Source organism: Pedobacter sp. NEAU-ZC8, assembly GCF_059278965.1.
Genome location: NZ_JCAJXC010000004.1, coordinates 16,879 through 31,186, shown reverse-complemented (window position 1 = coordinate 31,186; position 14,308 = coordinate 16,879). Strand labels below are relative to the sequence as shown.

Annotated in this window: 15 protein-coding genes; 6 read left to right on the top strand and 9 right to left on the bottom strand. The window is 42.3% G+C overall.

Features of this window, described 5'->3' with window-relative positions; genetic code table 11:
* Nucleotides 1–169: 169 nt before the first annotated feature.
* Nucleotides 170–826, top strand: coding sequence for a protein-L-isoaspartate(D-aspartate) O-methyltransferase (locus tag AC5WJX_RS04470; protein WP_440430598.1), 657 nt, complete (start codon nt 170–172; stop codon nt 824–826).
* On the opposite strand, the gene smpB is transcribed toward AC5WJX_RS04470, so the two are convergent.
* Entirely contained in the window at nt 827–1,276 is a 450-nt protein-coding gene (smpB, locus tag AC5WJX_RS04465) for an SsrA-binding protein SmpB (RefSeq protein ID WP_440430484.1), read from the bottom strand.
* A gap of 59 nt (nt 1,277–1,335) precedes the next feature.
* On the bottom strand, nt 1,336–3,198 hold the full coding sequence (locus AC5WJX_RS04460; protein ID WP_494483532.1) for an Nramp family divalent metal transporter: 1,863 nt from the start codon (nt 3,196–3,198) through the stop codon (nt 1,336–1,338).
* Between the two features lie 457 nt (nt 3,199–3,655).
* Between AC5WJX_RS04460 and AC5WJX_RS04455 the strand changes: the two genes are divergently transcribed.
* Complete coding sequence (locus AC5WJX_RS04455; protein ID WP_188625786.1) at nt 3,656–4,126, top strand: Lrp/AsnC family transcriptional regulator; 471 nt, start codon at nt 3,656–3,658, stop codon at nt 4,124–4,126.
* A gap of 13 nt (nt 4,127–4,139) precedes the next feature.
* Here AC5WJX_RS04455 and ung read toward each other — a convergent pair whose 3' ends face one another.
* Nucleotides 4,140–4,817, bottom strand: coding sequence for a uracil-DNA glycosylase (ung, locus tag AC5WJX_RS04450; RefSeq protein ID WP_494483531.1), 678 nt, complete (start codon nt 4,815–4,817; stop codon nt 4,140–4,142).
* Between the two features lie 3 nt (nt 4,818–4,820).
* A complete protein-coding gene (locus tag AC5WJX_RS04445) occupies nt 4,821–5,333 on the bottom strand; it encodes a thioredoxin family protein (RefSeq protein WP_494483530.1) in 513 nt (170 codons plus the stop codon).
* Between the two features lie 100 nt (nt 5,334–5,433).
* Here AC5WJX_RS04445 and AC5WJX_RS04440 point away from each other — a divergent pair, with 100 nt between their 5' ends.
* The gene (locus AC5WJX_RS04440) at nt 5,434–5,970 is read left to right on the top strand and encodes a DUF2892 domain-containing protein (RefSeq protein ID WP_494483529.1); all 537 of its coding nucleotides are present in this window, start codon (nt 5,434–5,436) and stop codon (nt 5,968–5,970) included.
* Between the two features lie 304 nt (nt 5,971–6,274).
* Here AC5WJX_RS04440 and lysS read toward each other — a convergent pair whose 3' ends face one another.
* From lysS to AC5WJX_RS04415, 5 genes are all read right to left on the bottom strand, one after another.
* Complete coding sequence (gene lysS / locus AC5WJX_RS04435) at nt 6,275–7,990, bottom strand: lysine--tRNA ligase (RefSeq protein WP_494483528.1); 1,716 nt, start codon at nt 7,988–7,990, stop codon at nt 6,275–6,277.
* A 67-nt stretch (nt 7,991–8,057) separates the two neighbouring features.
* Complete coding sequence (locus AC5WJX_RS04430; protein WP_494483527.1) at nt 8,058–9,971, bottom strand: AMP-dependent synthetase/ligase; 1,914 nt, start codon at nt 9,969–9,971, stop codon at nt 8,058–8,060.
* Nucleotides 9,972–10,100: 129 nt separating this feature from the next.
* Nucleotides 10,101–10,427 (bottom strand): HesB/IscA family protein, encoded by a 327-nt coding sequence (locus AC5WJX_RS04425; RefSeq protein WP_440430491.1) that lies wholly within the window; start codon nt 10,425–10,427, stop codon nt 10,101–10,103.
* Nucleotides 10,428–10,491: 64 nt separating this feature from the next.
* On the bottom strand, nt 10,492–10,905 hold the full coding sequence (gene iscU / locus AC5WJX_RS04420; protein WP_188625793.1) for a Fe-S cluster assembly scaffold IscU: 414 nt from the start codon (nt 10,903–10,905) through the stop codon (nt 10,492–10,494).
* 56 nt (nt 10,906–10,961) lie between these two features.
* Nucleotides 10,962–12,173 (bottom strand): IscS subfamily cysteine desulfurase, encoded by a 1,212-nt coding sequence (locus AC5WJX_RS04415; protein ID WP_494483526.1) that lies wholly within the window; start codon nt 12,171–12,173, stop codon nt 10,962–10,964.
* A 116-nt stretch (nt 12,174–12,289) separates the two neighbouring features.
* Between AC5WJX_RS04415 and mce the strand changes: the two genes are divergently transcribed.
* From mce to AC5WJX_RS04400, 3 genes are all read left to right on the top strand, one after another.
* Nucleotides 12,290–12,688 (top strand): methylmalonyl-CoA epimerase, encoded by a 399-nt coding sequence (gene mce / locus AC5WJX_RS04410; RefSeq protein WP_494483525.1) that lies wholly within the window; start codon nt 12,290–12,292, stop codon nt 12,686–12,688.
* Nucleotides 12,689–12,787: 99 nt separating this feature from the next.
* The gene (locus AC5WJX_RS04405; RefSeq protein ID WP_440430494.1) at nt 12,788–13,036 is read left to right on the top strand and encodes a type B 50S ribosomal protein L31; all 249 of its coding nucleotides are present in this window, start codon (nt 12,788–12,790) and stop codon (nt 13,034–13,036) included.
* Between the two features lie 71 nt (nt 13,037–13,107).
* Nucleotides 13,108–14,283: a GlmU family protein gene (locus AC5WJX_RS04400; RefSeq protein ID WP_494483524.1), complete on the top strand. Its 1,176-nt coding sequence runs from the start codon at nt 13,108–13,110 to the stop codon at nt 14,281–14,283.
* Nucleotides 14,284–14,308: the final 25 nt, after the last annotated feature.

Here is a 14,308-nt window from a genome sequence, read left to right as displayed (position 1 = left end):
GGCACTTAAAAATTGGTGACCAAAAGTAGTTTTTAAACAGCTTTAATACAAGGAAATGTTTAGAACGTTGTGAAAATAATATTGATTAAGTGCAAGTTAGATATTGCTCGCTAAAATATTCATTAAAGTCTTGAAGCAGATCGAGGGGAAAGCCTTATTTTTGGAGCAAATGGCATACAAGTTTGTTGACAATTACCGGGAACGAGGCGCAAGGAAGAAGCTGGTTGAACACCTTAAATCAAGAGGTATTACTGACGTAAATGTTTTGAACGCTATTGGAAAAATTCCACGTCATTTTTTCTTTGACGAAACCTTCTGGAACCAGGCCTATAAGGACATTGCCTTTCCAATAGGTGATGGTCAGACCATATCCCAACCGTATACGGTTGCATATCAGACCGAGTTGCTACACATTACGCCGGGAGATAAAGTTTTGGAAATTGGAACAGGCTCCGGCTATCAAACCTGTGTATTGATGGAGCTTGGCGCAAACGTGTACACCATTGAGCGGCAGGAAAATATTTACAAGCACACCATAAAGGTGTTACCTGGTATGGGCTATAATGCCAACTTCTTTTTTGGCGATGGTTCAATGGGAATTCCTGCACACGCACCGTATAATAAGATTATTGTAACCGCAGGGGCACCCTTTGTACCTGAAGTGTTGTTGAAGCAGCTTAAAATAGGGGGTATCCTGGTTATTCCGGTCGGTAATGAACAAAGCCAGACAATGGTTACCGTAATCCGCATCAGTGAAACGGAATTTGAAAAGATTGAACTGGACCAGTTCAGATTTGTACCGCTTGTGGGCGACCAGGCTTGGTAGTTACACCTTCATTGCCCGGTCAAGTTCTCTTTTAGATTCTCTGTCTTTAATACTATCCCGTTTGTCGTATTCCTTTTTACCTTGAGCAAGTGCGATCTCGATTTTCGCAAATCCACGCTCATTGGTGTAAATTCTCAATGGAACGATGGTATAGCCTTTTTCCTCACTCTTAGCTTTAAGCTTCCGCAGTTCCTTTTTATGTAGCAGTAATACGCGGTCACGTTTTATATCGTGGTGGTGAAAAGAACTATGGCTGTACTCAGAGATGTGCAGGTTTCTTACATAAAGGACATTTCCGATGAACATACAGAAAGCGTCCGACATGTTTGCTTTACCCTGACGAATAGCCTTGATCTCTGTTCCCAATAATGCAATCCCCGCATTGAAATTCTCCACAATGTGGTAGTCAAAGTAGGCTCTTTTATTCTTTATTTGTACGTCGTTCTTCATAATTATTAAGCGAATATCCGAATTTCTTAATTATTCATCGGGCAATAGCTGCAATATTCCTACCGTACAATCAAAACCGGAATAGAAACCTGGTGCCTCACCGAATTTACGGTAGTGCCTAGAATTAGATCTTTCACACCCTTATGGCCGTGGGCGCCCATAACAAGTAAATCCAGGTTGTTCTCTCTACTCAGGCGTGATATTGAATTTGCCGGCTTTCCAAAGCCGATGCAAGGTGTGGCCCGGTATCCCAGCTCCCGCAGGTTGATGCAGTAGGCGTCGAGGTTATCAGCATCCGATTTGGTCTCGTGGTCCATAGCAGAGGTACCGTGGTAGGTGGCCACCGCAGTTTCCACAATATGTATGATAAAGTAGTCGGCGTCCTTGCCACCTTGTACCAGACCATGTCTGATGGTTTTTAGATCATTTTTTGAGAAATCTACTGAAATGCCAATACGCTTATACGCCAGATGTTCAATCGGACCGATCTCCAGGGCGTTACCATGTGGTACATTAGATCCAATCCGCTGGTCTTTAAGGAGCGGATAGATGAAGACAAACAGCAGCAAGAATCCGACAAGGACGGCTATCGGCACAACAAGGCCGTAGATCAGGAGGGTGCTGGCTGAATTTGCCCAGGAACTAATCTCCTCGATGACAAGCTTAACATTTAGGATTACGATCACCAAGGCGCTAGTCCAAGCTAATATCTTCACCCAGTTTTTTAATGCAAACTCCTTCATTTGCTTCTTGTCGGAAGTAATATGGATCAAAGGGATCACCGCAAAGCCCAACTGCAAACTGAGTACTACCTGGCTCAGGATCAGTAAACTTCCAAGGGCATCTTCTCCAAAGTAAAGAATGGTGAAAAATGCAGGCAGGATGGCCAGGATCCTCGTGATCAGACGTCTGAGCCATGGCTGTATCCGCAGGTTCAGGTGGCCTTCCATAATGATCTGTCCGGCAAGGGTACCAGTTACCGTAGAACTTTGTCCGGCTGCAATCAGCGCAATTGCGAACAATGCAGGTGCAACATTACCGAATATATTGCCCAGAAGCTTATGTGCATCCTGAATTTCAGCGACTTCATGCAGGCCGTTCTTATAAAAAGCTGCTGCGGCTAAGATCAGGATTGCAGCGTTAACAAAAAATGCCAGGTTAAGTGCCACGGCGGTATCGATGAAGTTAAACTTCAAAGCTTCTTTGATGCCTTTACTATCACGTTCAAATTTTCTGGTTTGTACGAGTGAGGAATGCAGATACAGGTTATGTGGCATCACTGTGGCACCAATGATACCGATAGCGATATACAATGCTTCGCCCGAAAGTAAACTCGGTTCAAAACCCTTCGCAACTTCAATCAGGCTAGGCTCAACGATAAACATTTCAACAAGAAAGGAGATGCCGACAATGAAAACCATTGATACGATAAATGCTTCCATCTTACGCATGCCCTTGTTCATCAGAAAGAGCAATACAAAAGTGTCCAGAATGGTAATGCTGATGCCATAGAGCAGCGGCAGGTCAAACAGCAATTGCAAACCTATCGCCATACCGATGATCTCCGCCAGGTCGCAGGCGATAATAGCCGTTTGTGCAAGGATATACAAAGGGATATTCACCCATTTTGGATAGGTGTTTTTTGATGCTTGCGCCAGATCAAGCCCACGAACGATACCCAGTCGCGAGCTAAGCGACTGTAACAGCAGTGCAATTAAGTTTGACATGAGCAATACCCATATCAGCGAGTAGCCAAACTTACTCCCACCGGCAAGGTCAGTTGCCCAGTTTCCAGGATCCATATAACCTACACTTACAAGATAGGCAGGTCCTATGAAACTTAAAATTCTTCGCCATCCGGTTCTTTTGTTGGTCTCTACACTTTGATGCACCTCGGCCAACGACTCACCATCTCTCCTCATTGTCTTATCCGCCTGCATATCAAGAAACCGTATCCTTGTAGTTTTTTCCCATATTATTATTTGTGCGTATTTACTCCAAATATCATACCCGTAAGTTAGCAAATATAATTTTGTACAGGCCCTTTGCACAAAAAATTGCGGCTGACAGCAGGGCTAACCGGCTGCAGCGGATAAAAGCGTAACAAGCTAAGGCCCGATCATCAGCCCACTGGCATGTTCAACACTTTAGCTAAATCGGTTTAGTTCAAACACATTTTCCAGTTTATTACCCGATTTAGAGCGCTGTTGTCTTCGTTAAGTACAGGCAAATCTTTTCACTTCAGGTAAAGTGCAGCCCAAAAAAGGAGGTTATTAGCAGATTTGGTTGAAAAATTTTCTATCAAAAATATGGTTTTATAAGAATTTAATTTTGTGGAGAACGATTTCTAATTACCTTTGAAAGTAAACAACCTAACATATGGCCGCAGAATTAGATAAAATTGACTTAAAAATATTAAGACTCCTGCAGGAGAATGGAAGAATAACAAACTTATTGTTATCTCAGGAGATCGGACTTTCGCCTGCACCGACTTTAGAGCGGGTTCGTAAACTTGAACAATCCGGATACATCAAAAGTTATCATGCACTGGTAGACGAAGAAAAACTTGGCTTAGGTATTAAAACCTTTATCCAGGTGCAACTGGATTTCCACAAGAACAACACGATCCAAACTTTTCTGGACGAAGTAAACCAAATCAAAGAAATCACGGAATGTCACCACGTTACCGGTCAGGCTGATTTTCTTTTGAAGGTTTATGTACATGACATCAAAGCCTACGAACGCCTGATCATGGAAAAGATCAGTAAAATTACCGTCGTTAAGACTTTTCAGACCATGATGATCATGTCTACCACTAAAAAAGAACCGATCATTCCTTTGGAATACTAGATCTTAACCAACTTTATATAATCTGCCAATCGATAGGGCTCTGGCCTTGTGCCTGCAAGATGTCGTTGGTTTTAGAAAAATGGCGGCACCCTAGAAATCCGTTGTGAGCAGACAGGGGAGATGGGTGCGCCGCTTTTAACAGATTGTGTTTTGTGTCATCAATGAGCTGTGCCTTGTTCTGCGCGAATCTACCCCAAAGTAAAAATACCAGTCCTTGTTTTTCTGCTGACAAGGCGCTGATCACGTGATTGGTGAAGGTCTCCCAGCCTTTTCCCTGGTGTGAACCGGCCTGATGCGCCCGCACGGTTAAGGTAGCGTTTAACAAGAGGACGCCCTGATCGGCCCATGCCGTAAGATCCCCATGTGCCGGGATCTTAAAACCAGGGATATCATTTGCCAGTTCTTTGTACATGTTCCGCAGTGAGGGAGGAATTGCCACGCCTTTCTGTACGGAAAAGGAGAGGCCATGAGCCTGCCCTGGACCATGGTAAGGATCTTGCCCCAACAGCACCACCTTTACGCGCTCCAAGGGGGTGTGTTTAAAAGCATTAAATACATCAGCTGATTTCGGAAAAACCAGTTGACCACTTTCTTTTTCCTGTTTTAGGAAATTTCGAAGCGACTGCATGTAGTCTTTCTCCAACTCTTTTTCAAGAATTCCCTGCCATCCAGGCTCAAACGTAGTAGCCATCAATTACTTCTTGCTTAGTAGTTCTAAGGCATCCTTTTCTAAGGTGTCTTTTGGAGACTCTATGATCCGGCCAATTTCTTTACCTTCTTTATAGAAAATAAACGTTGGTACACGTTCAATATTCATGTTATCAATTAAGCCATTTTCAGCTTTCTTTTCTCCATCAACACAAATCAGCGTCATGTCTTGCTCAGTGATACCAAGCTGATCAGTGATCTTGTAGAAATGAGGTACCTGCAACTTGCTGTCACCGCACCAGGTTCCCATTACGATGGTTACCTTTACGCCATCCATCAGTGGCTTCAGTGCCGTAATGGTTTCCGCATCCGGTGCATAGCTTTCGTACATGGTATCGTACATTGTCTTAAACTCCGGGAAGTTACACACGCTTTCTCTTGTGCAGTTGTTGATCATGATTTCTTTATTTCGATAAGTATCCTGCTTTTTCTTATTTAGTTCCTGTGCACTTACTTGAAAGCCTAGGAAAAGGACTAAAAGCGTTAATAATTTGTTCATCGATTACGGGATAATTGTTTTATTAATTTTTGAATTTAGAAGTTTAAATCTGATTTTAAGTATATAAACACGATATTTGCACAAAATTTACAATTGATTTATGCCAAACATTTTTCGTTTAATTATAGGGTTTTCAATCCTGGGTGGTGCCATAGCACTGATGGTTTTTGGATACTGGGGCTGGGGCATTCTTGCTGTGTTAATCAGTATAATCGTACTTGCAACATATTTCTACAATGAAAACATGTTGCTGGCACAATGGTTTTTGAGAAAAGATGATATGCCGAAAGCAGAGTCTTTCCTGAAAAGAATCACCAACTATGAAACACAACTGGTAAGAATGCAGCATGGGTACTACAACCTGCTGGTAGGACTAATTGAATCCCGAAAAGCACCAATGCAATCTGAAAAGTACTTCAAGAAAGCACTTTCATTAGGTCTGCAAATGGATCATAACATCGCTCTGGCAAAACTTAGCCTTGCAGGTATCGCTATGGGAAAACGCAACAAGCGCGAAGCCCAGATGTATTTGACGGAAGCTAAGAAAGCTGACAAGAATAAATTGCTTGCCGACCAGATCAAGCAGATGAAAGATCAGATGGTGATGTTAGACAAACAACAGATCAGATACAGGTAGATCTTTTAGAACAGATAATAAGAATTACAGAAGCGGCATCAGCAATGATGCCGCTTTTATTATGTCTCAGAATTACGGCACACCAGGCAAAGACCTGAACCACATCAAACCCACACATTCCGTGGGTAAGGTGTGGGCGAGGTGTGGGTGAGGTGTGCCTGAGGTCTGGTTCATAACCCTTCCAGGAGTGCTTCAGTGGCAGCACTTTTGTTTGCTCATTGCCTTAAACTTGCGCGCTCCTAAAATGAAAAAACCGCATTATCATATGACAATGCGGCTTCGTTGTAGATATAATCTTTATAAGCTATGCAAACCAGGACATCACATCCTCTTTGCCGGGCATTGGTAAATCAAGCTTCAATTTTTTGCGCATACCACCAAGGTCATTGAACACCTTGTTCGGGTTTGCAGCTTTTAAGTCTTCAATAGTATTGATGCCCATTTTGCGGATCGCCTGTACCCATTCTGCAGGGATACCTGCGTCAACGAAATCCTGATCTTCAGTGACCTTCACTTTTTTCTCCGGACGCATTTGCGGGAAGAACAGAACTTCCTGAATCGTGGATTGGTTTGTCATTAACATCACCAAGCGGTCGATACCGACACCTAGCCCCGAGGTTGGAGGCATACCATATTCCAATGCTCTCACAAAATCCTCATCCATGGCCATCGCTTCGCTATCGCCTCTTGCAGCAAGCTTCAGTTGATCTTCAAAACGTTCCTTTTGATCAATCGGGTCATTCAACTCTGAGTACGCATTTGCGATTTCCTTTCCGTTAACGAAAAGCTCAAACCGTTCTACCAGACCTTCCTTACTGCGGTGTTTTTTCGCAAGTGGCGTCATTTCTATCGGATAGTCTGTGATGTAGGTCGGTTGGATCAGATTGGCTTCCACTTTCTCCGAAAACAGTTCGTCAATCAGTTTACCGCGACCCATACTTGCATCAATTTCAATTCCTAACTGCCTGCAGGTATCTGCAATTTCTGTTTCGCTCATCGCAGAAACGTCAATTCCGGTGTATTTTTGGATGGACTCATACATGGTAAGCTTTTCGTATGGTCCAGCAAAGTTAATTTCGTTCTTACCTACAGTAACAACTGGTTTACCGTGAATGGCAGTAGCAACGCGTTCAAGGCATTCCTCAACCATAGCCATCATCCAGATATAATCCTTATAGGCTACATAGATTTCCATTGCCGTATATTCCGGGTTGTGCGTACGGTCCATACCTTCATTTCTGAACATTTTACCGAACTCATATACGCCATCAAAACCAGCAACGATCAACCTTTTAAGGTACAGCTCATTGGCAATTCTCAGGTACAAAGGCATGTCCAGGGTATTATGATGCGTTGCAAAGGGTCTTGCAGCTGCACCACCATGGATCGGTTGTAGGATCGGGGTTTCTACCTCCATCCAGCCTTGCTCATTGAAGTAATTGCGCATGGTGTTGATTACCTTCGAGCGATTTATGAAAATCTGTTTGAAGCCCGGGTTTACGGTTAAGTCAACATAACGTTGTCTGTAACGGAGTTCAGGATCGGTGAATCCATCATAGATATTACCTTCTTCGTCACGTTTTACGATCGGAAGCGGTTTCAAGGATTTGGATAATAACTTGAACTCGGTAACATGGATAGAAATCTCGCCGGTTTGGGTGGTAAAAGCATAACCTTTGATGCCAATGTAGTCACCCAGGTCTAATAACTTTTTAAATACGGTATTATAAAGTGTTTTATCCTCGTCCGGGCAAAGTTCATCCCGTTTCAGGTAGATCTGGATCCTGCCGGTAGCATCCTGAAGCTCCACGAAAGCAGCACTTCCCATGATTCTGCGGGACATGATCCTTCCGGCAAGACTGATGCTCTTATAGGCATCTGGATTAGCCTCAAAGTTTGCAAGGATATCTGCAGCGTTGGCATTGATGTCGAAACTTTCTGCAGGATATGGATCGATACCTAATTTCCGTAGTTCGGATAACGCACTACGGCGTAATATTTCTAATTCTGATAAGCTCATATGGATATATGTTCCGGCATTTACCGGCGACGTTTTACTGAGTTAAATGACTGCAAAAATAGTAAATCTAATCTGCTTCTACGGCCATTTTGTACATCTCGTTGATAGGTTCGGCATACTTACGCTCAATCACCTTTCGTTTTAGTTTCATGCTCGGCGTCATTTCGCCTTCTTCCATGCTGAAAGGACTGCGCTTCAATTTGAAGTTCTTGATGCGTTCGAATTTCGCAAGTTCATTAGACAGCTTCCGGATGTCCTGGTTAATCCAGCTTAAAATCTCCTGATCTTCAATGAACAGCTCAGGCTGATTGAAGTATGCATCCGGCAAATTAAACTGCTCCTGGAGGGTTTCCCGGTTAGGAACAATCAACGCTGTGAGGTATTCTCTTTTGTCTCCAATCAGGAATATGGATTCAATCTTTAGACTCTTCAAATAAATGTTTTCTACCGGTGTAGGATAAACATTTTTCCCGTAGGCGTTAACGATCATGTTTTTAATCCGGTCTGTGATCTGCAGGTTGCCCTTGTAGAAACGACCAATATCACCAGTGTGGAACCAATTGTCACAATCTATCGCTTCAGCGGTTTCCGCAGGTTTGTTGAAATAGCCCTGCATCACACAATGTCCACGAACTACAACTTCACCTTCTTCACATTCGAAATCTTCATTAAAGCTCTCGTGTGTTTGAATGCTGATGAAGTTTTTGGTTTCTACATCTTGTATACCCACTTCAATCCCCGGAATGATCCGGCCGACAGTCCCATAAACCTGGCGGTGATATTCCGTCACGGACATTACGGGCGAAGTTTCGGTAAGTCCGAATCCTTCTAATATTTTAATACCAAGATTTCCAAAGAACTCGCCTACATTTTTCGGAAGCGCTGCACCGCCGGAGATCATGAACTTCAACCTGCCGCCGGTCTTTTCTTTGATTTTACTGAACACCAGCTTGTCTGCAGTATTCTGTTTAAGCCCCAAAAGAATACCTGGGTTTTGGCCAGCTTCTTTTTTGTTGCGATACGCTTGTCCCGTTTCCAAAGCCCACATGAATATTTTCGCTTTCATACCACCTGCAGCAGTTCCACTTTTTATGGCTTTGTCGTGTATGCGTTCCAAAAGTCTGGGCACACAGCTCATCACCGTTGGTCTTACTTCAGCCATGTTTTTAGCGAGTAATTCCAGGCTCTGCGCATAAGCAATGGTACAGCCCTGTGCACAGCAAACATGGTAGGTTGCTGTACGTTCGAAAACGTGCGACAATGGAAGAAAAGATAAAAACAGGTCGTCTTTATCAATAACCGGGATCTGTTGCAGGCACACTTTAACATTTTCCACGAAGTTGCTATGCGAGAGCATAACGCCTTTTGGTGTGCCGGTTGTTCCGGAGGTATATATCAAAGAGGAGAGATCTTTAGGTCTTAAAGCATTACGTAGAGCCGTGATCTGTTGTACTTCTTCTATAGTAATATTTTCAGCTGTATTCAGCACCTCATCGAAATGAATGATCTCCTTTGGGAAATCTGATGGAACGGCAATTTTGTCCACATCAGTAAAGGCGGGGATCACGTATAATAACTCGCGACAGTTCCTGGCGATCTTTAATATCTTTTTAAAAAGGAAAGGGCTGCCGACGAGGATGGACTTAATACCAGAGTCATTAATGATGTATTCTACCTCATGCTCGGACAGCGTGGGATATATGGAAACATTTATTGCACCAATTTGCTGGATACCCTGATCGTAATAGACGTACTCTGGAGAGTTTTCTATGATGAGCCCCATTCGATCACCTTTATTGATCCCCTTTCTTAGAAAGAATGCGGAAACGGCATCGGCATTTTTGAGTGTAGTGCCGTAAGATATCTCTTTCCAGTCGTTGCCTTTCTTTTGCTTCAGGAAGGTGTGGTCGGGATTGTGGATGTTTTCTACTACGTTTCTTAAAAGACTGGGAACGGTAGAAAATTCATTGAAGGTTACCATATAACTGTTTGTTAATTTGGGAGAGCAATGATAGAGTTTTCGAGGTAAAAATGCAACCTGAAATTGTTGCAGACATTTTGGGTATAAAAAAAGGGGCGGATGCCCCTTTTAACACTTTAATTAATGTATTTAAACAGAAAAACTTTCTCCGCAACCACAAGAGCGGCTAGCGTTCGGGTTGTGGAAATTGAAACCTTTACCATTTAAGCCGTCTGAAAAGTCTAATTCAGTTCCAGCCAGGTAAAGGAAAGATTTCATATCCAATGCAATTTTGATCCCTTTATCTTCAAAAAACTGATCGCCGGTTTTTGTCTCATTATCGAAGTCAAGGTTGTAGGACAAGCCGGAACATCCGCCACCTTTAACAGAAACACGTAGGAAATATTCATTATCCATGTTGGCATCCTGCATCAAGTGATCAATCTTGCTTTTAGCTTTATCAGTTATTGTAATCATTGTATCTTGTTTTATATACTAACTTCATGTTCAGGGACGCTAAAGAGAACGCCCCATTTAAAAATTAGTGGTGTGATTTAGCCAGTTCAATTGGCTCCATACCATTTTTTACACGGTAATCGTTGATTGCAGATTTGATTGCATCTTCTGCCAATACGGAACAGTGAATCTTAACTGGTGGTAAAGCCAGCTCTTCAACGATGTCCATATTGTCGATAGCCAAAGCTTCGTCAACAGTTTTACCTTTTAACCATTCTGTAGCCAAAGAAGATGAAGCGATAGCAGATCCACAACCAAAGGTTTTGAATTTTGCATCGGTAATCACGTTGTTTTCATCTACTTCAATCTGAAGACGCATAACGTCACCACATTCAGGTGCGCCTACAAGTCCTGTACCTACAGATTTACTGTCTTTATTTAACGTACCAACATTTCTAGGGTTGGTATAGTGTTCCATTACTTTTTCTGAGTATGCCATTTTATTTTCCTCCCGGCCATTCAAAGCCTGTTAATATCTTTGTTATCTGACAGTGCTTAGTGCTCTGCCCATTCAATTTTACTTAAGTCAACACCTTCTTTGAACATCTCCCATAGTGGTGAAAGGTCCCGCAAATGAAGTACCGCTTTTTTAGTGTTCTCAATTGCGTAGTCGATCTCTTCTTCAGTTGTAAATCTACCTAAACCGAAACGGATAGAAGAGTGTGCAAGATCATCAGATAAACCTAAGCTCTTTAATACATAAGATGGCTCAAGGGATGCTGATGTACATGCAGAACCTGAAGATACTGCAAGGTCCTTCATCGCCATCATTAATCCTTCACCTTCTACATATTTAAAGGAGATATTGGTTACGTGTGGCAGACGGTGCTCGCGGTTACCGTTTACATAACTTTCTTCAAGAACCGTTAATGCACTTTCCAGTTTGTCTCTTAAAGCAGACAATCTTGCTGCTTCAGAAGCCATTTCTAATCTGCATAGTTCGCATGCTTTACCCAAGCCCACAATACCTGGAACGTTAAGAGTTCCTGAACGCATGCCGCGTTCGTGACCACCACCGTCAATTTGAGCGGTAACTTTAACCCTTGGGTTTTTACGACGTACGTAAAGTACACCAACACCTTTAGGTCCGTACATTTTGTGTGCACTGAATGCCATTAAGTCAATTCCGTCAGCATTTACATCTACGGGAATTTTACCAACTGCCTGCGTAGCATCGGTCATGAATAAGGCACCGTATTTATGTGCAATAGCAGATATTTCTTTGATTGGCTGAACAACACCGATCTCGTTGTTTCCATACATGATGGTTACCAGGATGGTTTGTTCCGTCATTGCAGCTTCCAGTTCCTGAAGATCAATCAGACCATCTTCCTTAACATTCAGGTAGGTTACTCTAGCACCAAGCTTTTCCAGGTGCTTACAGGTATCTAAAACAGCTTTGTGTTCTGTAGTTGCAGTGATGATATGATTACCACGATCCTGGTACATTTCAAACACACCTTTGATACCAAGGTTGTCTGCTTCAGTAGCACCAGAGGTGAAGATAATCTCTTTCTCTGTACAGCCAATTAACTTAGCCACCTGCTCACGTGCATAATCTACACCTTCTTCAGCAACCCAGCCAAAAGCATGGTTACGGCTCGCAGCGTTACCAAACTTGTTGGTAAAATATGGGAGCATCGCTTCTAATACCCTTGGATCAAGGGGAGTCGTTGCATTATTATCTAGATAAATAGGAAGTTCCATAAAATATTGGGTCTTGTTTTATACACAAAGATAAGAAAAAAGATTACCAGCGTATATTTGTGGCCTTTTGTATACTGATTATTCCCGTATTTTTACAATTGTATAACCTTAAAAGAATGAATAAAATTGAACATATCGGTATCGCAGTGAAAAACATGCAAACAGCCAATCTGGTTTTCGAAAAGATTATGGGTGTTTCTCCCTATAAAGAAGAGTCCGTACCAAGCGAACAGGTGAATACTTCCTTTTTCAAGGTTGGAGATAATAAAGTGGAGTTGCTTGAGGCCACCGGTCCGGAGAGTGCAATAGCGAAGTTCCTGGCCAAGAAAGGGGAGGGGATTCATCATATCGCTTTTGATGTAGAAGATATTGTGGCTGAAATGGCGAGATTAAAAAAGGAAGGCTTCGTCTTGTTAAATGAAGTGCCTAAGTCAGGTGCAGATAACAAGCTCGTGTGTTTTGTACACCCGAGAGAGACTAATGGTGTACTTATAGAACTATGCCAGCAAATATAAAATAGAAATTATCTGCGTATGGTCTTGTATATGTATAATTAAATTTGGATATTTGCAACCTTAAAAATAAGCGACAACTAAGTATATAAATATATTATCATGAAAAAAGATCTGCATCCATCAAACTATAGGTTCGTAGTATTTAAAGATATGTCTAACGACTATTCTTTCTTAACTAAATCTTGTGTAGATACCAAAGAGACTGTTACTTGGGAAGATGGAAACGAATACCCTCTATACAAATTAGAGATTTCTCATACTTCACACCCTTTCTACACTGGTAAAATGAAACTTGTTGATACTGCTGGTCGTATCGATAAATTCAAAACCCGTTACGCTAAGAAGTAATTCAGAAATAAAGACTTTTATTTTAAGTCCCGTTGCGAGATGCACCGGGACTTTTTTTATTTTTGTCGCTTATGACAATCAATTTATTTGATGATGGTGCATGGAATTCGCTCCGTCCATTAACTTTTACAAGGCCAGTTGCCGATCTCAGGCTTGGCATACTAACCATCGCTGAGAAGTGGTCAAAATACTTGAATGCTGATACAGGCTTCAAGACGCAAGCATATCTTTCCACGAAATACCCTTTAAACCAGGAGGCAGAACTATACATCAATGGTTCTATTTGTCCGGATGTACAGCTTGTTGAAGCTATTCTTGGCCTGAAAACAGGCGACATGCTCATGAAGGATGGTATCACCATCGCCGGGAAGTTTGAACCTGCGGAGGATATAGCATTATCTCATCCGGCAGGTGCTGCAATAGCTTACGAAGCAGACTTTATTAAAATAAACTATCCGGAGGATATCTTTAAGTTCAACGATGTTGAGCTGCGCAAAGATTTCCAGTTGTTAACTACAGGACGTACTTCAGCTAGTCTTAGTGCTACGAATACCTTGATCGGAGATCAAATTTTTGTGGAAGAAGGTGCTTCTGCAGAATGTTCAACGTTTAATTCCAAGAACGGTCCGATTTATTTAGGGCGCAATGCTCAGGTATGGGAAGGCAGCAATGTCCGGGGTTCATTCGCGATGTGCCATGACTCACAGGTAAAAATGGGCGCCAAAATTTATGGTCAAACTACCATAGGACCATTTTCCCGTGTAGGTGGCGAGATCAATAATGCTGTAATATGGGGCTATTCATCCAAAGGACACGAAGGTTATCTTGGTAATTCTGTGCTTGGACAATGGTGTAACATTGGCGCTGACTCCAATAATAGCAATCTCAAAAACAACTATGCTGAAGTTCGCTTGTGGGATTATCAAAAAGAAAGTTTCCGAAGGACAGGGCTCCAATTCTGCGGACTGATCATGGCTGATCATGCCAAATGTGCCATCAACACGATGTTTAATACCGGGACGGTTGCGGGCGTAAGTGCTAACATCTTTGGTGCTGGATTTCCCAGAAACTTTATTCCTGACTTCTCCTGGGGTGGCTCCCATGGTTACGAGGTGTATACTCTAAAAAAGATGTTTGAAACGGCAACGAAGGTCTTTGAAAGAAGGAACCTTCCTTTTGATGCTACAGAAAAAGAAATTTTGCAACAAGTTTTTGAATTAACTGCTGTCAACAGAAACTTTAAATAAATTGCAAGGCCTTAGGCATTGCTTA